This window comes from Candidatus Njordibacter sp. Uisw_002 (assembly GCF_047730155.1).
Taxonomy (GTDB): Bacteria; Pseudomonadota; Gammaproteobacteria; order Pseudomonadales; family Balneatricaceae; genus Njordibacter.
The window spans coordinates 1,218,309-1,240,792 of the sequence record NZ_CP159832.1 but is presented as its reverse complement, the minus strand read 5'-3'; the positions used below and the strand labels follow the sequence as shown (position 1 = coordinate 1,240,792).

The window sequence follows — 22,484 nt, the reverse complement described above, 5'->3', positions numbered from 1 at the left end:
GTTTAGAGCTAGCCATAAGCCAATCTTTTACCCTTAATACTTTTAGTTATTTTATAGAGACCCATTATGACCGATCGTCGCATCGAAGACCTGAATATCGCGAATCAACAGGTACTTACCTCGCCTGAAGATTTAAAAAACCAATTGCCAACTACAAGTATGATCGCAGATGGTGTGATGCAAGCTCGTCAAACAATCAAAAATATATTGGATGGAAAAGACCATCGTTTATTTGTAGTGATTGGTCCCTGCTCTATTCATGACACAGAAGCAGCGTTAGATTATGGTCGTCGTCTAGCCCTTCTAGCAGATGAATTAAAAGATACACTATATATTGTTATGAGGGTGTATTTTGAAAAACCCCGCACTACAGTAGGTTGGAAAGGCCTGATCAATGACCCTCACCTAGACGGTACATTTGATATCGAAACAGGATTACATATTGGCCGTAAGCTCATGTTAGATCTATCAGCCATGGGCTTACCCTTAGCCACTGAAGCACTGGATCCAATTTCACCACAATATCAATCTGATTTATGGAGCTGGGCAGCCATTGGAGCTCGTACTACCGAATCGCAAACTCACCGTGAAATGTCTTCTGGATTGTCTTGTCCTGTGGGGTTTAAAAACGGTACTGATGGCGGCTTAACGGTTGCCTTTAATGCTTTGGAATCTATGGCGTCCTCACATTCTTTCTTAGGCATCAACCCTCATGGGCAAGTGTCTATTACACGCACTACCGGTAATCAATATGGTCACGTGGTATTAAGAGGCGGCGGTGGTAAGCCTAATTATGATGCAGCTAATATTGCTATATGTGAGCAAGCACTTCAAAAAGACGGCTTGTCTGGCAATATTATGGTCGACTGTAGCCATGCTAATTCTAGTAAAGATCCAGCAAATCAAACGTTAGTGATGGAAGACATCACACAACAAATTAATGAAGGCAATGATTCTATTGTTGGTTTGATGATTGAAAGTAATATTAATTGGGGTAATCAATCTATTCCTGACAACTTGTCAGATTTACAATATGGGGTTTCTGTTACTGATGCGTGTATAGATTGGGATACAACCCAAACTAGCATGCGTGAACTGGCTTCACAGTTGAAACTGTCTTTACCTAACCGCTCGCGTTTAAGTTAACCTCCGCTTTAAAACAAAAAAACCAGCATAAATAGCTGGTTTTTTGTTTGAACATAGCTTTAAACGGCTATATCTTAAATGCCTACATATAGGCATTTTCTGTATTAGAATGATCTGTAACGTCACGAACTGAATGGATTCCTGGGATACGTTCTTTCAAGGTTTTCTCAACGCCTTCTTGCAGCGTTAAGGAAACAGAACTACACCCTTGGCAACCGCCACCAAATTTCAGCACTGCCACGTTGCCTTCTTCCTCTGCTACAACACCTACCAAACTTACATCGCCTCCATGAGAAGCTAAGCTTGGGTTGATTTCGGTGTATAAATAGTAATTTACTTGGGCATCCAGTGGGCTATCTGACGTAACCTGTGGCATTTTAGCATTGGGGGCTTTGATCGTAAGCTGTCCACCCATCCGATCAGAACTATAGTCGATAAAGGCATCTTCTAAGTAATCTACACTGGCAGGATCTACGTACACTCGAAACTTTTCTAAATCTGTAAACTCATCAGTAATCTTAACTTCGTCTGGGCGACAATAGGCCAAACAAGTTTCAGCATTTGGAGTGCCTGGATCAGTAACAAAAATACGCACTGAGATACCTTCTACATCTTGCTTTGAAAGCAACTCTGCTAGATAGTCTTGAGCACTGGGGGTGATGTCTATGTAATCCACTGTATATTTCCTTTATTGCCAACTACATGAGCAACTTTGGGTCGCCCAACTATGGCACTATTATATACCCTACTGTTTTACTTGGGTATTCATTTTAAGACTAGTTAAAAAAGCATATAATACTATCTTTATAGGCCTATGTTTCAATCAGGTATCTGTTAAGCAATAAACCATGAATAATGATCAAGCAGCCAATCATCACTCTTTAAGTGAACCCACATTGCCCAATTTATGGCGTATAGCAGTTCCATTAAGTGGCGCAATGTTGTCACAGTCTTTATTAAGCTTAGTGGATACGGCACTTGTAGGGCATTTAGGTGGTTTGGCTTTGGCTAGTGTAAGCATTGGAAGTTATCTAGTATTTATTTTAGTAGCCCTTATTACAGGCTTTGGTACTGGCTGGCATAACCTCATCTCTAAGCATGGTCAAACTCACCCAAGACTATTTTTCTTAGGCTTAGCTTACGCTGTAGTTATCTCTATTACTGTAGGTGCCATAGGTGGTTATATCACAGATGATTTGATCAATATGTTTGTATTGGATGATCGTATCAATACTCTTGCGGCAGATTATGCACAAGCTCGCCTTTGGGCTTTGCCTGCAATTGCATTGAGTATTGGTGCTAGAATTTATTGGAGTGAACTAGGAGCACCATGGCAATATACCAAGATCCTCTTGTTGGCTCACTTAGCTAACGTACCAATAAGTTATGGCCTTATCTATGGTTTGGGTGGATTGCCTGCGATGGGAGCGGTTGGTGCTGGAATAGGCACTAGTATTGCTGTCTGGTTAGGGGTGTTTTTACAAGCGTTGATGCTCTTTAAAAAAAGTTCTAGTAATGCCAGCATCAGTAGTGCTTTATTTAGCTTGAATCATTGGCAATTGTTGTTGAGGTTCACTTGGCCCCCTATGCTTCAGCAGTTCATTTTCTCACTTCATTTGGCTGTATTTTTGTGGATAATAAGTTTACTTGGTGCATCCGTGATGGCAGCTTCTTTTTCTGTACTTAATGTGGGCCTGGTGTTGATTCTTCCTGCTATCGGTTTGGGACAATCAGCCCTGTCATTGCTAGGTGCAGCCCTAGCCAATGGTAATAAAGAATACATTATAAAATGGAGTAAGCTCATTTTACATACTGGCGTGCTAAGCGTCTCAGTTTTAGCATTGTTTGTGGGTTTTGCCGCACCATGGTTGGCGCAACTTTTGCTGGTCAATCGTGAATTACAGCAACTTACAATAGCAGCGTTACCTTGGTACGCGGCAGCTATGGTGTTAGAAGCATGCATCATTATTTTAGGTCGATTTGTATTGTTAACTGGGCAGCGAAAAACTGTTTTGCTACTCATGAGCGCGAGTCAATGGTTAGTTTTTTTACCACTGTTGTATTGGTTGTCACCCGCCTATGGTTTTATGACTGTTTGGTGGCTGCACGTAGGTTATCGAGTTGTTACAATTTTTTGTTTTTGGTGGATGTGGCGACGTTTCATAAAGGGCCCTTTAATTGGTCAAATGAGTACCTTCAATAAGGAATAAGTATGCACACGGAATCAGTTATTTTTTCATTTTTTTTAATATTTACAGGCGCAGCCATACTAGCTACTTTGTCATTATATTTTAGGCAACCATTGCTTTTAGCTTATATTGTATTAGGTGCACTGTTGGGTCCGTTTGGCCTGGCTTGGGTGGTAGATACTAATTTATTAGCTGACGTTTCACACATTGGTATTATTTTTCTTTTGTTTCTTATCGGCCTAGATATGCAACCTAGTCATTTGTTACAGATGTTAAAAAAAGGCTCTATGGTTGCTTTTATTAGCTCATTAGCCTTTGCTCTTTTAGGGTTTATGGTAGGATATTTGTTTGGCTTTAGCACTGTAGACAGCTTAATTATTGGTGCATCCACCATGTTTTCTAGCACTATTATTGGCATTAAGTTACTCCCAACAACAGTGTTACATCATAAACAAACAGGTGAGCTAGTCGTAGGTTTACTGTTGTTACAAGATTTATTGGCAATCATACTATTAACCTTGTTAACCACTGTAGGTGCTCAATTAAGTGATGGTTTAGAGCTATCTCTAAACACAGACCTACTAATCAGTCTTGCCGCCTTGCCGTTACTCATGTTTACTGCCTTAGGATTTGTTCGTTGGATATTATTGCCCTTAATTACCCGCTTTGACCGCTTTCATGAATATATATTCCTCTTGGCATTAGGTTGGTGCTTAGGCTTGGCTGAACTGGCGCACAGTATAGGTTTGTCTGCAGAAATCGGAGCGTTTATTGCAGGTGTAAGCTTAGCCTCTAGTGTCATAAGTCAGTATATTGCTATTAACTTAAAACCGATTAGAGACTTCTTTTTAGTGTTATTTTTCTTCTCAATAGGTGCTGGCTTTAATTTTCCGCTGATGGGCTCTATATGGCTTCAATGTTCGGTGTTAGTGATCTTAGTAGTAACCATTAAGCCTGTCGTGTTTGGATTTCTGATTAGGCCTATTTGTAAATCTAAAGCAACATCTTGGGAAGTTGGTTTTAGATTGGGGCAAACTAGTGAGTTTTCTATATTGATTGCCACATTAGCCGCTTCCAGTATGATTATTAGTGAGTCTGCGTCATTGCTCATACAGGCCACTGCAATAATTACTTTTGTTGCATCATCTTATCTAGTTGTATGGAATTTTAAATCTCCCATTGCGGTAAAAGATCATTTAAGACACGATTAAAAATATTACTAAAAAAACCCCATAAATATTTTGAAGATTTATGGGGCTTTTTTAATTAAAGTAGTCAAACTTTGGGTTAACTTGGCGTGCGCATTGTCACTAATTCTTCTGCGCTAGTGGGGTGAATACCGATAGTGGCATCGAAGTCTGCTTTAGTTGCGCCAGCTTTTATAGCCACGGCAAAGCCTTGTAACATCTCACCCGCACCCTCTCCTACAATATGCAAGCCCACTACTTTGTCAGTAGACGCGTCAACAATGAGCTTCATAAAACTACGTTCGTCACTGCCGCTAAGGGTGTGCTTCATTGGTTTAAAGTCTGAACGATAAATGGTGATGTTATTATGTTTTTCTTTGGCTTGATGTTCTGTCAAGCCAATTGTGCCTACGTTGGGTTGAGTGAAAACGGCAGTTGGAATCAGATCATAATCCATACGTTTTGTGCCATCACCATACCAATGATTAACTAAAACCATCGCCTCAGCTAGGGCTACTGGAGTGAGTTCAATACCACCGGTAACATCACCCAAAGCATAAATATTTTTGATGTTTGTTTGAAAGTTTTCATTAACTGCAATGGTGCCTGACGTTGTGGTCTCTATGCCTAACTTATCCAAACCAATACCAGCCAGCCTAGGTTTACGACCAATAGCCATAAGCACTTGGTCAACGACTTTAGTGGAGCCATCTGCAAAGGTGACTAACAAGCTTTGGTCATCTTGGCGTGAAACATTATTGACTTGACTTTGATAGTTCATTTCAATGCCTTGCTTACACATTTCTTGGTCAACAAAGCGCCTTACATCCTCATCAAAACTGCGCATAATTAAATCGCCACGATAGGACACCTGCACCTGAGAGCCCAAGCCTTGGAAAATACACGCAAACTCAAGGGCGATATAACCGGCTCCAACAACTAGAAGACGTTTGGGAAACTCTACAAGGTCAAATATATCATCTGAACTAATGAGCAAGTCAGAATAATCTACATCAGGAATGTTAGGAGTCCCACCTGTTGCGATTACTATGCGTTTTGCAGTGTAGTCAATGCCATTTACAGTGACTGTATTTGCGTCCTTTAAGCAGGCATAGCCGCGGATGATTTGAGCACCTGAATTATTTAATAAATTGGCATAAATACCATTAAGGCGAGAGATTTCTTTCTTTTTGTTTGCCACAAGTGTTGGCCAGTCAAAATCTGCAGAACCTAATGTCCAACCAAAACCTTTGGCATTTTCAAAATCATGACTAAAATGACTCGCATAGGTGTACAGTTTTTTAGGCACACAACCTACATTAACACATGTTCCTCCAAGAGCATGGTCATCAGCAATAGCTACCCTAGCCCCTTCACCTGCTGCCATGCGGGCAGCTCTTACCCCTCCAGAACCTGCACCAATAACAAAAACATCAAAATCAAACTTCATAAAAACATATTCCTAAGGATTGTTTACAGTTGGACGCACATAATCTAATGATTGAGTTCTAACCTTTCATTATTTGCATTACAATAATACAAATTCTAGCAACCTTCCAACCTTATTGTTGGTTTTCATTGACTTATCTGAGTTAAAAAAATGCATTTAGTTTCCTTCAATATTAATAGTATACGCGCACGAATACCTCAACTAGAAGCTATTGTTGAGCAATATCAACCAGCAGTAATTGGCTTACAAGAAACTAAGGTACAGGATGTAGAATTTCCTATAGAAGAAACACGTCGGCTGGGTTACGAAACTATATTTCACGGACAAAAAGGACACTATGGTGTGGCATTGATGACAAATCTACCCATACTTAAGGTGATTAAAGGTTTGCCAGGAGATACTGAAGATTCGCAGAAGCGCCTTGTAGGTGCTGTGTTGCAATTACCAAATTTAGATACTATGACCGTATTTAATGGCTATTTTCCGCAAGGGGAAAACATAGAACACGTTAGCAAGTTTCCTGCTAAGAGAGATTTTTATAAAGGTTTAACGAACCTTTTGAATACACAATATAATAGCACTGATCACATAGTTGTGATGGGCGATGTTAATATTGCAGCTCAAGATATTGATATTGGCATAGGGGATGACAATCGCAAGCGTTGGCTTAAAACAGGTAAAGCAAGCTTTCAACCAATAGAACGCGAGTGGCTTAGTGATTTGTATAAGTTTGGTTTAACAGATAGCTACCGTCAATTGCACCCACAAGATCAAGATTATTCATGGTTTGATTATCGCAGCAGAGGTTTTGAGCGCGAACCTAGGCGTGGTTTGCGCATTGATCAAATACTTTTAACAGACCGTTTAATGGACCACTGTAAAACAGCGGATATTGATTATAACGTGCGGGGGATGGAGAAGCCTTCTGACCACTGCCCCATTTTTGTGGAACTGGATATTGGTGAGCGCTAGATTACTAGCCTCTTAGATCACTTTGATTGGTGGTCATTTATACTTATTTAAATTGTAATAATGTAATAATACAAGAAGTATTAGTTCCTTTTTTAATCTTTATTAGGTATAGTGCAAATAAGATTTACCATTTGTTATATTTTCTGGCTTATGGTGAAGTTATTCTCTAAACTAATAAAATAAGTTAAAAATGGAGTAGGTAAGCAATGTCAGCCCCTAATCAAGAAGCTACTAAGGTCGCAGCAGATCTTAAAGAGAATTCGAAAATTGCAGCTAAAATGCTCAAAGCAATTGCTAACGAAAGTCGTTTGCTCATTTTATGTGGCTTGGAAGGTAAAGAACTTTCTGTCACAGACATTAATGAACAATTAGACTTAAGCCAGTCCGCCTTATCTCAGCATTTAGCCGTGCTTAGAAAAGATGGTTTAGTTAAAACTCGAAGAGAATCGCAAACCATTTACTATTCACTTTCAGATGTGCGTGCATCAAAAGTAATCAAAACATTACACGAATTATATTGTGCCTAATATTGACTCATGCCAAGCCGAACTATTTCCCCCTGGGTCCATGTTTTTTGGGATCTAGGTTAACTTAATGAGTGCTATAAGATCAATTACCTAAGTGTGGTGCTCGCTAATGTATTGGCCTAACGAAAATTTTGATAGTATTTTTTGACAACATACCCTCCAATAGACACCTGCCCATTCACAGTTAACTGTAGTCATTAAATTATATCATGACACAAAAAAGCCCTCGGCTAGCAATTTAGGCGAGGGCTTTTAAATACTGTGACTTAATTACGCGCTTAGCTCTAATAACAGCTTATTAAGACGTGATACATAAGCTGCTGGATCTTCAAGCTGCCCACCTTCAGCCAACTGAGCTTGGTCAAACAGTACCTTGGTAAGTTCACCAAAGCGCGCTTCATCAGCTTCATCATTAAGCTTAGCAACCAGTGGGTGCTCTGGGTTAAGCTCAAATGTTGGCTTAGTCGCTGGCATTGCTTGCCCCGCGGCTTCCATAATACGGCGCATTTGTAAGCCCATATCATCTTCACCAACAACTAAGCATGCTGGCGAATCTGTCAATCTATGAGTAATACGAACACTTTCTACTTGTTCTTCAAGTAAGGCTTTTACCCGTTCAACAAGACCTTCGAATTGCTTTGCTTTTTCTTCTTGTACTTTCTTTTCAGATTCGTCTTCTACTTCACCAAGGTCTAGAGCACCCTTAGCTACGTCTTGTAATTGCGTACCGTCAAAGTCCATCATATGAGACATAAGCCATTCGTCAACGCGCTCAGAAAGCAGTAATACTTCGATGCCCTTTTTTCGGAAAATTTCTAAATGGGGGCTGTTCTTGGCAGTATTATGATTATCTGCAACAACATAATAAATCTTATCCTGACCTTCTTGCATACGGCCTTTGTAATCGGCCAAACTGTGAGTTTGGTCAACCTTGTCATCAATACTAGAAGAAAAGCGCAATAAGTTAGCAATCTTTTCTTTGTTATTATGGTCTTCAGCAGGGCCTTCTTTCATTACCTGGCCAAACTCTTTCCAGAATGTAGCGTATTGTTCAGGCTGCTTTTTTGCCATCTTTGCTAGGACATCAAGCACACGCTTAGTTAATGCTGCACGCATTGAATCAATGACAGGGTCTTTTTGTAATATTTCACGAGACACGTTGAGAGATAAATCGTTGCTATCTACTACACCTTTAATAAAGCGCAAGTACATAGGTAAAAACTGCTCAGCTTCATCCATGATAAATACGCGTTGTACATAAAGCTTTAAGCCTCGAGTAGCCTCACGCTGGTACATATCCATCGGAGCTTTGGCTGGTATATACAATAAGCTTGTGTACTCTAGCTTGCCTTCAACTTTGTTGTGAGCCCATGATAGCGGGTCTTGGAAGTCGTGGGATACATGTTTGTAAAACTCATGATACTCTTCGTCTTTTACCTCTGAACGAGACTTAGTCCAAAGAGCGGTCGCTGAGTTCACAGTTTCTTCTTCAGGTTCCTTTGTGTCTGCATCTTCGCCATGATGTTCTTTCATCATGATGACAGGGATAGATATATGATCAGAGTACTTACGTACTAGGCTGCGTAGACGAAAACCTTCTGCAAATTCTTTTTCATCAGCTTTAAGGTGTAGGATGATTTGTGTGCCACGAGTTGGCTTTTCTACTTGAGAAATGTCAAATTCGCCCTCACCTTTTGAGCGCCATAAAATACCTTCTGAAGCGTCTAATCCAGCCTTTCGGGTAATTACTTCTACTTCATCAGCAACGATAAACGATGAGTAAAAGCCAACACCGAATTGGCCAATGAGCTGTGAGTCTTTTTGTTGGTCACCGGTAAGATTTTGCAAAAATTCAGAGGTGCCAGACTTCGCAATCGTGCCTAAATGGTCTATTACATCAGCACGGTTCATGCCGATTCCATTGTCACTAATGCTTAGTGTATTGGCTTCTTTGTCGAACGTAATGTGGATGGCAAGGTCACTATCATCGCCATAAAGGCTGCCATCAGAAACAGCTGCAAAACGCATCTTATCTGCGGCATCTGAGGCGTTAGAAATAAGCTCGCGTAGGAATATTTCCTTGTTGCTGTACAGGGAGTGAATCATCAAATGTAAAAGCTGCTTAACTTCTGTTTGAAAACCTAAAGTCTCAGTTTGAGTATCAGTGCTCATTGGGCGTTGTTTCTCCGTAAACATGATTCGTAAATCATGGGCTGCGCTATGCGCTAGTAAATGGTTACGGGGACAATGATGGGGGTGTCTTGAATAATTTCAAGCTACAACAGATGGTTTATAGCTAAACATTTAATAAAAAATAGAATCTAGCTAAATGAGATGATAATCAACCAAAGTTTTGCGATTTTTAGAGTCGTTAGAGCCTTTCAGCTCGGCAAGTGAACTGGAGCTAAACTCACGGATATATAAAATATACACAACCACACAGGTCGTAGCCATAAACACGAAAGGATGAATAGTCCAGGTTAAAACGGCCAGACTATAATAGTATGCACGTAGCCCAAAATTAAAGTTATTGGCTGCCATTGATAACATTTTAGCAGAACGGTTCACATGATCCATAAGATCTTTGTTGTCAGAGATATCCCCATATACCACAGGGGCGCTAGAAATCATTACGGACGCAAACCCATATTGCCGAAGACTCCAAGTAAACTTAAAAAAAGCATACACAAACATCAGCGTTAAAAAGAATAACTTAAATTGCCACTCTAGAGGCGTTTGAGGTGGCAAAAATGGAATACCACGCCCAATGTGTACCATATCATCAGTATAACCTACCAACGTCACTAAGCCTGCCAAAATAAGTAAACTAGATGATGCAAACAAGGTCACATAGCGCTCTAAATTAGCCACGGCGCCTATGTCTGCCATGCGCATCTCGCGGCTTATCATCCGCACCATCCATCTTTGACGGTATGCATGCAACACCCCTGCCAAAGAATCTTTACGTCTAGAGGCGCCAATTGCATAGGTTTGATATCCACGTGCGGCAATCACAAACCACAAAAAAGCCATCAAGTTTGCGCCTTGATCTGACAGTGCCATGGTAATGTAGTTGCCTATAGAATCTATCAAACTAAGCCTCGTCTTGGTGTTGCTGAAATATAGATGTTTGCTTCTTCTTAGTGGCTAAACCCTTTTGCTTACGAGTTTGGTAACTTGAAGGAGAAAAAGATTTAGCGACAATTTTTTTCTTTTTGTGTGGGTTAAATGTGACACCGGCTACAGCTGGCATTTTCTTTTTGGCACGGGTCATGATGTGATCAACTCAATTACAATTATTGGTAACTATATAAACCTATTATTTGTATTATTTTAGCACGCATTACCAGACCTATGTCATCAACTACACGATTTATTGAGTTAAAAAGCGTGACACCAATCGGCAAAAAAGCTCTGGTTTTTCGGCATGCAACCAATGGCCACAATCAGTCATTATTTTAAGCTGTGCGTTAGGAAAAAACCGATCAAACGATGCCTTATGATGAGGCAATATGTAAGCCGAATTTGAACCTTTAAGCACTAGTGTGGGGCCTGCATACATCGCTGGAGCTTTTGCATTCACTGAAGGTGCTGCACTTATCAACTGATAATTTTGTTCAATGGCGCTTAGATTGTAGCGTAGAGCAAACTGCCCTACCTCATTTTTATACAAGCTTTTAAGTAAAAACTGACAGACTCTTTCATCAGGTTCGTATTTAACCAGCCAGTCCAATGCTTGTTTCCTAGACGTTAAAGTACTTAGGTCTAAGCTGTTGAGGCCGTCTAATATGCTTTGGTGGCGTGCTTCATAAACCACAGGGGCTATGTCAGCTATTATCAAACTGTTTACTTTATGGGGAAAGTTCAACGCCAGTTGCATAGCCACTTTTCCACCCATGGAATGTCCCAATAAATCCACTTTTGCTAGATTCAATAGCGCGAGAGTATCTAGTACATCCGCACACATAGACACATAATCCATCACAGGGCTATGAGCAGACATGCCGTGATTGCGCAGATCCATAGTAATTACATGACGATCTTTCGCCCATACTAAAGCTTGGCTACGCCAATTATCTTGCGCACCAAACAAACCGTGCAGTACAACAAGAGGATTTTTTTGGCCTGCATTATATTCATGTGTATTAAGTTGCATTAGCTCACTTCAACAGGCACTTCTTCAACAGGAATTTCGAAGCCGTGAACTTGTTGCCATGATTGTTCTGGAGGGCGTTCCCATACGGTCCCTGCATTACTGTCTAACAATTCATCTAAAGTAGGGTCAGCTTCACACATAGGTTCCAATGGAAACGGCTCTAAGTTTGAGAACTCTGCTAAAAACTCCGCAGACTCATACCCTGTGAACAAACGCCAACCGGTATCGTTACTATGCTCTGGTATGGTTTTATACATAAAGCGTATAGGTAATGCGCTATCTCCTAGAGCTAATTTTGATACTCGTGCCATAAAGCCATGACGTGTTTGTCGTTTTTTTTGTTTCATAAATCTACCTGTAAACCAAGGTGAGCAGCGTGAAAACGCAGGTGTTCGTTGATAAAACTACTAATGTAATAATAGCTATGGTCATAACCTTCTCGCTCCCGATAATCGATTGGATATTCCAAGCGTTCACAGGTGGAATTAAATAACTCTGGCATCAGTTGGTCTTTATAAAATGGGTCACTAGTACCTTGATCAATTAGCATAGCTTGTGGTGCTAGGCCTAAGGCATGATTTTTTTGTACTAATTGGTTTGCATCCCATTGCTCCCAAACACTTTCATCGCCACCCAAGTAAGTGCTAAAACCTTTTTTACCCCAAGGACACTGTGTAGGCGAGGTAATGGGGGCAAATGCTGAAACTGAAGCGTATTTTTCTGGGTTTTTAAGCGCGCAAATCAGTGCCCCGTGGCCTCCCATTGAATGGCCACTAATTGAAGATGTTTCATTTACACAGTAGTGATTTTGGATAAGCGCTGGCAGTTCCTGTGTCACGTAGCTGTACATATTGTAAGCAGTAGACCAAGGAGCTTGGGTTGCATCAACATAAAACCCTGCACCTGTACCTACATCATAACTATCATTTTCGCCTTCCACGTTAGCGCTACGAGGGCTTGTATCCGGCATCACAATAGCCATGCCAAGCTTCGCTGCTAAAGCAAATGCACCTGCCTTTTGGCTAAAGTTCTCGTCATTACACGTAAGGCCTGATAACCAATAAAGTGCAGGCACTTTATTTTTCCCCAGCTGCTTACCTGCTTGAGGTGGCAAAAATAATGCAAAAGTCATTTGGCTCTGGCATGCCGTGGACAAATGTTCCACTCGCAATAGACGTCCGCCACTTACCTTAACTTGTGAAAGTTCATTTAAAGACATGGTATATCCTAAAAAATAATGACAGAACGAATACTTTGCCCGCTATGCATAAGGTCAAAGGCTTTATTAATATCATCCAGCCCCATTGTATGAGTCACCATAGGGTCGATTTTTATCTCGCCTTTCATGTAACGCTCCACGTAATCTGGTAATTGTGTGCGGCCTTTGACTCCACCAAAAGCAGACCCGCGCCAGACTCGTCCAGTAACCAGTTGAAATGGGCGAGTAGTGATTTCTTGGCCCGCTCCTGCGACACCAATAACAATAGATTCTCCCCATCCTTTATGGCAACACTCTAGCGCCGAGCGCATTACATCAACATTGCCGATGCATTCAAACGAATAATCTACCCCACCATCGGTAAGGTCTACGATGACTTCTTGAATAGGTGCAGAATAGTTTTTAGGGTTAATGCAATCTGTAGCACCCAGCATTTTAGCCATTTCAAACTTATCCTCGTTAATGTCTATGACCACGATGCGCCCAGCACCAGCCATAACAGCCCCCTGCACCACACTCAAACCAATACCACCTAAGCCAAACACAGCAACGCTATCGCCGGCTTGAACCTTAGCTGTATTGAGCACGGCACCAATGCCTGTAGTAATACCACAGCCTAATAAACAGACCTTGTCTAGTGGTGCTGCTTTGTTTATTTTTGCTAAGGCAATTTCAGGCACAACAGTGTATTCAGAAAATGTAGATGTACCCATGTAGTGAAATAAGGTTTCACCATCTAAAGATAAGCGACTAGTACCATCAGGCATTAACCCTTTTCCTTGGGTGCCACGGATAGCTTGGCAAAGGTTAGTTTTGCCAGATAAACAAAACTTACATTGACCACATTCAGGCGTGTAAAGAGGAATTACATGATCGCCTACGGTTAAGCTTGTTACACCTTCACCGATCTCTTCTACGATACCGCCGCCTTCATGGCCTAGTACAGATGGAAAGATACCTTCAGGATCCGCTCCAGATAAAGTAAATGCATCTGTGTGGCACACGCCTGTAGCGACCATACGTACCAGTACTTCACCGGCTTTTGGGCCTTCTACGTCAATGTCTGCAATGGTTAAAGGTTGGCCTTTAGCTAGGGCTACTGCGGCTCTTGATTTCATAATTAAGGAATCCTTAGTGTGTGTTGAGGGTGTTACACTGACTGGTTTTGTACCAAGTGACAAGGTCACTTGAGGTGCCCTGCATCACTACCCGGTCTTGCTTAAGAGACAGTTGGTAGTCATACATTGGATCATAATAATGGGTGAGTAAATAGGAAATCCAACCTTTATGAGCACTAAGGTCACCTTGTTTAGTTTGTAGCTCTAATGATTGATCAAGAAGTTTAACAAGGTGTTTGTGTGCCTCACTACCTAAACGTTTACGAATGCGAAACACACTTTGAATGAGACTATCACCAAAAGCTAAAAAGGCTTCATTAGGAGCTACAAGTTCTTGTTCCCATGCGGCAATAGCTTTGACAACGTATTCACCGAAAATACGCTCAACACGTGCTTCAAAGTTATCATGTAACACCATAATAGGTGAGCTTTTTAGTTTATTTTGAAGGCTAATAGGTAATAATCGGCAGCCTACTAAGCGGCTTTCGTCTTCATAAACAATGGGGGTTTTAGCTTCTTTATTTAATTGCATGAGTGCAATTGCTAAATTGTTTTCAAAATTAATTTGACTAGGCTGTTCTTCAATGTATTTACCAAAGCTAGATCCACGATGCTTCGCAATGCCTTCTAAATCGATGGTGCGATCAAATTGTGGCAAGATTTCTGTCTTACCCGTACCTGTACGACCGCTTAAAACAAAAGCTGGAAGCTCTTCTACCAGCTCATCTAAGCGTTCAATAAGAAACGTGCGAAGGGCTTTATAACCACCCTCTACAAAGGGCACAACAATGCCAGTATCTGCTAGCCACTGTTGACTAATTTTAGATCGCATTCCACCACGAAAACAATACAACACTGCATCAGGATGGGCACTTGAGAACGCATGCCATTGCTTTACACGACTGTCTTTAGTGTCGCCATTGACTAGCTGATGGCCTAGAGCAAGAGCGGCATCTTGGCCTTGTTTTTTATAACACGTGCCTACTTCTTCTCGTTCGTGATCAAGCATTAGAGGCAAGTTAACAACGTTTGGAAATGCACCTTTGTCAAATTCTATAGGCGCTCTAACGTCAAACATAGGACGATTACTTAATAACAACGCTTCAAACTGAAGCGTTGTTAAAGGACTTGGCATCTGTAAAGGTGACTTAATTGAGGCCATATTAAACGACCGATACCCAATATTTTTGAGTGTCTTTTGGCGTAGAAAGATCGCCTATCCAGATGCACTCATGCTGCTCAGCTTGGCAAATAGCTTCAGCTGCTTGCATTTGATCTTGTGCAACAGCAACTAATAAGCCACCACTTGTTTGTGGGTCACACAGAATATTTAACTGACTTTCACTTAACGGCCCTAATTTATGTCCATAACTATCAAAGTTTCGGCTACTTCCACCTGGCACACAGCCTTGATCTAAGTAGTGCTGCAGGTCTGTGAGTAACGGTACACTTTCAAAGTCTATTTGTGCCTGAAGCTGACTTCCCTCACACACCTCCACAAGATGTCCCATGAGGCCAAAACCTGTGACGTCTGTCATAGCATGAACACCCTTTAATGGAGCCAATTTGGCGCCTATGTCATTAAGCTTTACCATGTTATCTCGTGCCAGATTCACATCTTCTACACGCAATATGCCTCGCTTTTCCGCGGTCGTTAAAATACCAACGCCTAGGGGTTTAGTAAGCATTAATCGATCACCAGCTTGAGCTTGGTCATTACGCTGTAAATATTTAAGCTCCACCTTACCTGTAACTGCTAATCCAAATATAGGTTCTGGCGCATCAATACTATGCCCCCCCGCAAGGCAAATGTTGGCTTGTGCACACACAGACCGAGCTCCATCTATCACCATAGCGGCTACTTCAGGTGCTAGCTTATCTACTGGCCAACCCAAGATAGCGATAGCCATTAATGGCTGTCCACCCATAGCATAAACATCACTAATAGCATTAGTTGCAGCGACACGGCCAAAGTCGAATGGGTCATCTACAATAGGCATAAAAAAGTCAGTGGTACTAACAATGCCAGAGCCATCACCTAAATCAAAAACGGCAGCATCGTCACGACTTTCATTGCCTACAATCAAGTTTGGGTGAGAAAATTTTGGTAGTTGAGATTGCAGCATCTTATCAAGGACTTTAGGTGATATTTTGCATCCGCAACCGGCGCCATGGCTATATTGGGTGAGTTTTATTGGATTCATGGTTTATTACACTAGTGGACAATAAAAGTAGTATACGCAGTTTATAACCAATGTGCTGTGCATCATTGGTTATATGATGGCTCTACCTGTGACAAGGCCAACCGCCTGACTGATTTTTGTAAACCTTTATGGGTGTTATTGTGTGCGGCGTGCAACACCTCTTGTTTGTCTTTGGGATCTTTGAGCTGTTGGTATAATAAATACAAGCCCCCGCTAAATCCTGCTTGCCCCAGTGCTAGTAATTTTAACAAGCGTTTTTTTTGCATCTGATCAAGAGCTGGTGTGGTGTTTTTTTCACAGTTGGTTGCGATGGTAAGCAACACTTTTTTATCAATAGATCGAAACCAAAAATCTTTACCAAAACTAAGGTAACCGTATAAATGATGGCTTAGGTTGCCTGCTAATGTATGGGCATTAATGCTAATTGGTCGTATTAATTGTACGCTGTTCAGCCCGGTAGCAGCATCCGCGCGCAAGCCTAACCAAGCTGGAATGTATTGATTTGCTAGCCAAAAACGTAAGGTATCCACACTTGCTGAAAAACTTGTTCCCAGAAAATCTATATTGGCCTCTTGTGCTAAAGTATAAACGTGATTAAGTAACGCAGCTCCCACACCCGTATTCTGCAGCTGCGGTAGGACTACAATCCTTTGAATGCGCCAGCTATGCATCTCACAAGACTCAGGAAAACCTGCTTGTTGAGTTAATATTTGTGCTAACAAATGGCCTTGTATACGCCGTTTTCCAAGGGCTATTTGCTCAGTTAAATCGGCGTCTAAAGCGCCTTCTTGTGATACCCAGGCTAAGGCGACAAGGCAACCTCCTCGATAACACAAATAAAGCTTTTGTTTTGGGTGATCCAGTAATAATCTTAAATCTTGTGGAGTAGTTTGATAGTGAGCCAGCATAAGCAATGCATACACTTGTTTTAATAAACGGGAATCTTGAGCAAGTTCCTCTCCACAAGTATGGCTATATGTGAGTGATGATGTGGAGTCTATGAATGACTGTTGTTCAATATTGGGAAGTCTTACATCACACAAAAAACTACTACGAATAAAGTCCTCTAGTGGGTCATTAGCATGCCAGCGCATAGGTTGAGTTAGGGTAAGAGTTTCGCTTGTAAGGCCCAGTGACTCGATAATGCGGGGAAGCTTTAAGCGATAACCTTGCCCACTGCCCTCATAGCCGTCTTGGGTAGAAGATAGAACTACCAAATCATAATGTTGAATCAATTTGGTCAGTTGTGATATTGGCACAGACGCCGCTTCATCTACAATGACCAAGCTAGCTTTAGGTAGTTGGGTTAATAATGCATCTAATGCATAAAAATTGACCAGTGCCGGCGTAGCAGTTGCACTCAAGGTGGACAGTGCCTTCTTACTTGGTGCGGTTACTATTACTGGAGCCTGTTGAGTTTTTTTGCTCTGAGTACTGATTGCTTTGATTAACCAACCTAAACAGGCAGATTTTCCTCTACCTCTATGTGCACTAAGATTAAATACAGTATTAATGGATTGCTGGTAAGAGCTTAGTAATTTATCAATAACAGCTTTTTGATCTTGTGTAGGGTGCAGCAAATTAGCTGCTTTATAATAATCTAATTGTTGCCAAATATTATGATCATCTCTTTTGTGATTATAGGCAGAGCCTTCTAGGACATGCACAGCACAGTGTTCCCAGTGTTGCTGCCACCACTTTATAAAATAGGAATGGGCACCTGATTTTAACTGGCCGTACGCTTGTAACTGAGAGTCAAACAGGTGGTGCCACTGAGCTATGGCAGGAACTAATAATATGAGCGCACCACCACCTACAACTGTGCCACTAAGGGCAGATAAAGCACTTGCATTAAAGCCTTTGTGGGCATTATAAATTACATACTGGTTAGAGGTGCCAAGGTGCTGCTTAGTTTGATTTGTACTAATATAATGATGCTCAGGGACAGGCACTGTGGTTGTATTTAATACGTCTACCCATAAGCAAGCAGAAGCAAAGCGTGTAAGCTGCTTAGCTATGCTAAAGCCTGATGCCTCTTCCATAGCCACAACTAACATCAAACGATGGCCCGTTTTTTGGGCTATTAAAAGCGGTTGATGGAATTCGGATAATGCTATAATCGTGGGCAAATTAGTCCACTCCTAGGTGCCTAATAATATTTGCTATAGTGCTGATTTGTGGGACGTTAATCCTATGCATCATTCAATAAGCGCCCTACACGAGCATGTGGCATAGCTATGTTAAGTTGATGCAATAGGTGCCAAGCCATAACTTGGTTGCTAGACATAAAGTAGCAACCATAGCGCTGCTCTAAAGCCTCAAGCTTGTCCATGGCTTTAAAGTTAGTACATGAAATAAACACTACATCTGGCACACAATCCAACCCATCTAACAGCTGTTCAATCAAAGTTGGCAAGTGTTCAGGATCCATTGACCCAATTTCCCTGTCTAGAGTTAAGTCTAGGCTTCCCCACCCTTTTACGTTAAACCCTGCGTCAGTTAAAGCTTCATAAAATGGCACATTAACAGAGGCTAAATAGGGTGAAAGCACAACAATATTTTTAGCATTCACATGGGATAAAGCAGCTTTTACCGCGCTAAATGGGTTGCTAGTTACTTGCTGTGTATCACCTTGCTGAAGCAGTTGATGAACATTATTTTCCCCTATGACTAAACTACCTGAAGTACAGCCATAAGCAACAGCATCAAGGGCTACATCTGGTAAAATCAAACTAGCACAATGGCCAATTTCTTGTGCCATAGTAGACAAAGCTTCAGGCGTTACTTCTGCTGCACAAGCAATACGTGCTGCTAACACCTCAATAGATGAGCCAGCAAACAGATCCCGCCATTCAGCTTCTAGCACCATATCTGTAGCCAGTACGACAAGGCCGATACGTGTAGGTATGTTTTTGGGCGCCAGAAAATTTGGCACAAGTGGTTTGCAAAGTTTTGAAAAAGAATGCATTACGTCTTCCCTCAAGTCATTAGCGACCTATTGAATGGCGTTGGGCTATAGATAGTAAACGGTTGCCCAACAAACTTAAGCTTGTGGCAGCAGCGATACCAAATTTTTCCCCAATGGTTTTTTTAGCCACATATTCTATCAACAATACATCACTTTGTTTGACTGCTTCTTGTAACACCTCATCTGAGGTGCCCACTTCATCTACTAACCCTAGATCGATTGCTTGTTGGCCGTACCAAACGTCACCATTAGCTACCAAATCAATATCCAAATTAGGTCGCTGTTGCTTAACCCAATGCTTAAAAAGCCCGTGGGTTTTCTGTAAATCTTCAACAAATTTTTCTCGACCTTTACGGGTATTCTCTCCCATTACAGTAAGGCTGCGCTTGTGTTCACCCGCCGTAAGCACCTCTACATCAATTGAGTGTTTTTTAAGTAATCTGTGTACGTTTGGCACCTCTGCTACTACACCTATAGACCCTACAAGAGCAAATGGAGCAGCAGTAATGTGGTTAGCCATGCACGCCATCATATACCCGCCACTTGCGGCAATTTGATCAACACAAATGGTAAATGGAATGTTGGCTTTATTCAAGCGTCCCAGTTGTGATGCAGCTAAACCATAGGTGTGTACCATACCGCCACTAGAATCAAGACGCATAATCACTTCATCTGTAGTTTTGGCAACAGAAATGATTGCGCTTATTTCATGGCGCAAAAACTCTACTGCACTGGCTTTAATATCGCCATCAAAGTCTAATACAAAGGTGCGCTTTTTAGCACTGGGCACTATTTCTTGCTCTGCCTGCGCTTTAGCGTCTTCAGCCTTGGCTTGCTTGGCCAGCTTCTTAGCTTCAGCTTTATTTTGCTTAGCTTCAAGTTTTTCGGCTTTTTCTTGGCTTTTACGAAGTTGCTTAAACTGAAACTTATCCATCATGGCATGATCTAATGTATCAGTCATGTCTTCAAATTCTTCATTGAGGTTTCTCACCTCTATGTGTCCAGCTTTACTTTGGTGCCGGCGATTTTGTCCAGCCATTACCAAAAAACCAACCACTACAATTACAGCTACACAAAAAGTAATCACTTTTGCTAAAAACAACCCGTACTCATACAAAAAATCTAACACGTCACTCTCCAATGTTGTTCTTGGTTATACTAAGTATAGCTTTGTATTCTAGTCTAGTGGGCCATAAAACCATAACTAAACATTTAATAAATTAACAATTCAAACGATCGTTTGATTTCATTATAAAAAACCCATAGAATCAGACACACAACTTAACTAGCAGGATAATATCCCATGGCTGTAGCCCAGATTATGGCACAAATGCATACTGCATTCGTCGCTGAAGAAGCAGAAGATTTAAAAGCAACCTTTCAATTTTGTATTTTAGATGATGACGATTTTTATATTACTATCGATAATTCTAATTGTGCTACAAGCATAGGTAACCACGAAGACCCAGAAATCACCATGTCTATGGATAGTGACACGCTTAAGGAAATAGTATCAGGGGAATTAGATGGTATGGCAGCTTTTATGGGTGGCCGCCTGCAAGCTGAAGGCGATGTCATGTTAGGCACACGTTTGAGCCAGTTATTCAAAATGGGGTAATTACCTTAATACCTTTGCGATACCTCACATACCCCCACACCCTTCCATACCCCTCATTATGCTGGCCTCTCAACTCATTACGCAGAGGCCAATTATTGTAAATTAGTGTTGATTTATGTATACTACGGCGCCTGATTGATGCCACCTTCTCTTTCAGTTTAGTGAATTCTATTTAACTGGTTAAAGGATTTTTATATATATGCAACAAGTCATTACTTTGCCGCAGGCATTTTGGCGCAATTTTCTTGGTTATTCACCGTCTTGGTACAAACGTGTCATTATCGGTTTTTTAATCCTTAACCCTTTGCTGTTGGTTATCGCTGGACCTACGATTACAGGTTGGGCGTTAATTTTTGAATTTATATTTACTCTAGCTTTAGCTCTTAAGTGCTATCCTCTCCAACCAGGTGGTTTATTGGCGATAGAAGCGATCATTATTGGCCTTGCGTCTCCAGATGGCGTTTATCACGAAGTAAGTAGTAATTTGCAGGTCATATTGTTACTTATGTTCATGGTGGCAGGCATCTACTTTATGAAAGACATGCTGTTGGCTGTGTTCACTCGCTTTCTTGTAGGTGTGAAATCTAAAACTGCATTATCACTTCTGTTCAGTATCACTGCGGCTGTATTATCTGCATTCTTAGATGCTTTAACAGTAACAGCCGTGTTAATCAGCGTCAGCGTTGGTTTTTATTCGGTTTATCACAAAGTCGCATCAAGCGCTGGTTCTCACGACCATAATTACCATAATGACGATCACCTCATTGAACTGCATCGTGAAGATTTAGACCAGTTTCGCGCATTTTTACGCAGTTTAATGATGCATGGAGCCGTTGGTACAGCACTGGGTGGTGTGACTACGTTGGTAGGTGAGCCTCAGAATCTTTTAATTGCAGAAAAAGCGGGATGGGACTTTGCTACCTTCTTTATACAAATGGCACCTATTACGATGCCTGTTCTATTTGTCGGCTTATTAACTTGCATCGTGACTGAAAAATTTAGCTGGTTTGGTTATGGCACCAAGTTGCCTCATACTGTGCGTACGGTTTTAGAAGACTATGACAAAGCGCAGCAAGTAAAGCGTACCACACGTGATAAGGCTCGCCTTATTGTGCAAGTGGCTGTAGCTGTAATGCTTGTTTTTGCTTTAGCATTCCATGTGGCAGCTGTTGGCCTTGTTGGATTGATGATCATCATCATTCTAACGGCTTTTAATGGTATTACTGAAGAAAGCCAAATTGGTCATGCGTTTGAAGAAGCCTTACCTTTTACGGCATTACTTGTGGTGTTTTTCTCTATTGTTACGGTGATTCATGAACAACATTTGTTCAACCCTATTATAGAATGGGTACTCACACTGGACTTAGCTGTGCAACCTAAAGTGTTTTTTGTAGCGAACGGTTTATTGTCAGCCATTAGTGATAACGTATTTGTTGCAACCATTTATATAAACGAAGTGGCTGGCGCCCTAGACGCTGGACTTATAGATAGAGCTCATTTTGACAAGCTAGCTATCGCGATCAACACAGGCACCAACTTACCCAGTGTTGCTACTCCAAATGGTCAAGCAGCATTTTTGTTTTTGTTGACCTCTGCTGCAGCGCCGCTAATTCGTTTGTCATATGGCAAAATGGTTTGGATGGCATTGCCTTATACCATTAGTATGAGTGTTGTGGGCTACCTAGCCATTAGCTATCTACTTTAAATCATCTGTTGAAGCATAAAAAAGC

Annotated in this window: 21 protein-coding genes; 7 read left to right on the top strand and 14 right to left on the bottom strand. The window is 41.3% G+C overall.

The annotated features are described in order from the left end of the window. The first annotated feature begins 66 nt into the window (after positions 1-66). Positions 67-1,146 carry a 3-deoxy-7-phosphoheptulonate synthase gene (locus ABXT42_RS05875; RefSeq protein WP_443627228.1) on the top strand — a complete coding sequence of 360 codons (1,080 nt, stop codon included), beginning with the start codon at positions 67-69 and terminating at the stop codon, positions 1,144-1,146. A gap of 82 nt (positions 1,147-1,228) precedes the next feature. Here ABXT42_RS05875 and nfuA read toward each other — a convergent pair whose 3' ends face one another. Next, positions 1,229-1,822, bottom strand: coding sequence for a Fe-S biogenesis protein NfuA (gene nfuA, locus ABXT42_RS05870; RefSeq protein WP_443627227.1), 594 nt, complete (start codon positions 1,820-1,822; stop codon positions 1,229-1,231). A 172-nt stretch (positions 1,823-1,994) separates the two neighbouring features. On the opposite strand from nfuA, the gene ABXT42_RS05865 reads away from it, so the two are divergent. Beyond that, positions 1,995-3,356 (top strand): MATE family efflux transporter, encoded by a 1,362-nt coding sequence (locus tag ABXT42_RS05865; RefSeq protein WP_443627226.1) that lies wholly within the window; start codon positions 1,995-1,997, stop codon positions 3,354-3,356. A gap of 2 nt (positions 3,357-3,358) precedes the next feature. Beyond that, positions 3,359-4,546, top strand: coding sequence for a cation:proton antiporter (locus ABXT42_RS05860; protein ID WP_443627225.1), 1,188 nt, complete (start codon positions 3,359-3,361; stop codon positions 4,544-4,546). A gap of 76 nt (positions 4,547-4,622) precedes the next feature. Here ABXT42_RS05860 and gorA read toward each other — a convergent pair whose 3' ends face one another. After that, positions 4,623-5,972, bottom strand: coding sequence for a glutathione-disulfide reductase (gene gorA, locus ABXT42_RS05855; protein ID WP_443627224.1), 1,350 nt, complete (start codon positions 5,970-5,972; stop codon positions 4,623-4,625). Between the two features lie 150 nt (positions 5,973-6,122). Here gorA and xthA point away from each other — a divergent pair, with 150 nt between their 5' ends. Next, complete coding sequence (gene xthA, locus ABXT42_RS05850) at positions 6,123-6,944, top strand: exodeoxyribonuclease III (protein ID WP_443627223.1); 822 nt, start codon at positions 6,123-6,125, stop codon at positions 6,942-6,944. A 206-nt stretch (positions 6,945-7,150) separates the two neighbouring features. Continuing rightward, entirely contained in the window at positions 7,151-7,471 is a 321-nt protein-coding gene (locus tag ABXT42_RS05845; RefSeq protein WP_443627222.1) for an ArsR/SmtB family transcription factor, read from the top strand. 270 nt (positions 7,472-7,741) lie between these two features. Here ABXT42_RS05845 and htpG read toward each other — a convergent pair whose 3' ends face one another. The 12 genes from htpG to sohB form a co-directional block, all read right to left on the bottom strand. Beyond that, the gene (htpG, locus tag ABXT42_RS05840) at positions 7,742-9,643 is read right to left on the bottom strand and encodes a molecular chaperone HtpG (RefSeq protein WP_443627221.1); all 1,902 of its coding nucleotides are present in this window, start codon (positions 9,641-9,643) and stop codon (positions 7,742-7,744) included. A gap of 153 nt (positions 9,644-9,796) precedes the next feature. Next, positions 9,797-10,564 carry a DUF599 domain-containing protein gene (locus ABXT42_RS05835; protein ID WP_443627220.1) on the bottom strand — a complete coding sequence of 256 codons (768 nt, stop codon included), beginning with the start codon at positions 10,562-10,564 and terminating at the stop codon, positions 9,797-9,799. A 1-nt stretch (position 10,565) separates the two neighbouring features. Continuing rightward, entirely contained in the window at positions 10,566-10,745 is a 180-nt protein-coding gene (locus tag ABXT42_RS05830) for a hypothetical protein (RefSeq protein ID WP_443627219.1), read from the bottom strand. 99 nt (positions 10,746-10,844) lie between these two features. After that, entirely contained in the window at positions 10,845-11,627 is a 783-nt protein-coding gene (locus ABXT42_RS05825) for an alpha/beta fold hydrolase (RefSeq protein WP_443627218.1), read from the bottom strand. Next, positions 11,627-11,974 (bottom strand): immunity protein Imm33 domain-containing protein, encoded by a 348-nt coding sequence (locus tag ABXT42_RS05820; protein ID WP_443627217.1) that lies wholly within the window; start codon positions 11,972-11,974, stop codon positions 11,627-11,629. Before ABXT42_RS05820 ends, ABXT42_RS05825 begins: the two co-directional genes overlap by 1 nt. Then, positions 11,971-12,846, bottom strand: a complete 876-nt coding sequence (gene fghA / locus ABXT42_RS05815; protein ID WP_443627216.1) for an S-formylglutathione hydrolase — start codon at positions 12,844-12,846, stop codon at positions 11,971-11,973. The genes ABXT42_RS05820 and fghA overlap by 4 nt, the downstream gene beginning before the upstream one ends. Positions 12,847-12,854: 8 nt before the next feature. Next, a complete protein-coding gene (locus ABXT42_RS05810; RefSeq protein ID WP_443627215.1) occupies positions 12,855-13,964 on the bottom strand; it encodes an S-(hydroxymethyl)glutathione dehydrogenase/class III alcohol dehydrogenase in 1,110 nt (369 codons plus the stop codon). Between the two features lie 13 nt (positions 13,965-13,977). Next, complete coding sequence (gene mnmH / locus ABXT42_RS05805) at positions 13,978-15,126, bottom strand: tRNA 2-selenouridine(34) synthase MnmH (RefSeq protein WP_443627214.1); 1,149 nt, start codon at positions 15,124-15,126, stop codon at positions 13,978-13,980. A gap of 1 nt (position 15,127) precedes the next feature. Continuing rightward, positions 15,128-16,168 carry a selenide, water dikinase SelD gene (selD, locus tag ABXT42_RS05800; RefSeq protein WP_443627213.1) on the bottom strand — a complete coding sequence of 347 codons (1,041 nt, stop codon included), beginning with the start codon at positions 16,166-16,168 and terminating at the stop codon, positions 15,128-15,130. A 62-nt stretch (positions 16,169-16,230) separates the two neighbouring features. Beyond that, positions 16,231-18,297: a GNAT family N-acetyltransferase gene (locus ABXT42_RS05795; RefSeq protein WP_443627212.1), complete on the bottom strand. Its 2,067-nt coding sequence runs from the start codon at positions 18,295-18,297 to the stop codon at positions 16,231-16,233. Between the two features lie 62 nt (positions 18,298-18,359). After that, entirely contained in the window at positions 18,360-19,136 is a 777-nt protein-coding gene (locus ABXT42_RS05790; protein WP_443627211.1) for a maleate cis-trans isomerase family protein, read from the bottom strand. Between the two features lie 19 nt (positions 19,137-19,155). Then, positions 19,156-20,265 carry a protease SohB gene (sohB, locus tag ABXT42_RS05785; RefSeq protein ID WP_443629419.1) on the bottom strand — a complete coding sequence of 370 codons (1,110 nt, stop codon included), beginning with the start codon at positions 20,263-20,265 and terminating at the stop codon, positions 19,156-19,158. A gap of 174 nt (positions 20,266-20,439) precedes the next feature. Between sohB and ABXT42_RS05780 the strand changes: the two genes are divergently transcribed. Together ABXT42_RS05780 and nhaB are read left to right on the top strand one after the other, a co-directional pair. Beyond that, a complete protein-coding gene (locus ABXT42_RS05780) occupies positions 20,440-20,754 on the top strand; it encodes an SCP2 sterol-binding domain-containing protein (RefSeq protein ID WP_443629418.1) in 315 nt (104 codons plus the stop codon). Between the two features lie 199 nt (positions 20,755-20,953). Continuing rightward, positions 20,954-22,459 carry a sodium/proton antiporter NhaB gene (gene nhaB / locus ABXT42_RS05775; RefSeq protein WP_443629417.1) on the top strand — a complete coding sequence of 502 codons (1,506 nt, stop codon included), beginning with the start codon at positions 20,954-20,956 and terminating at the stop codon, positions 22,457-22,459. Positions 22,460-22,484: the final 25 nt, after the last annotated feature.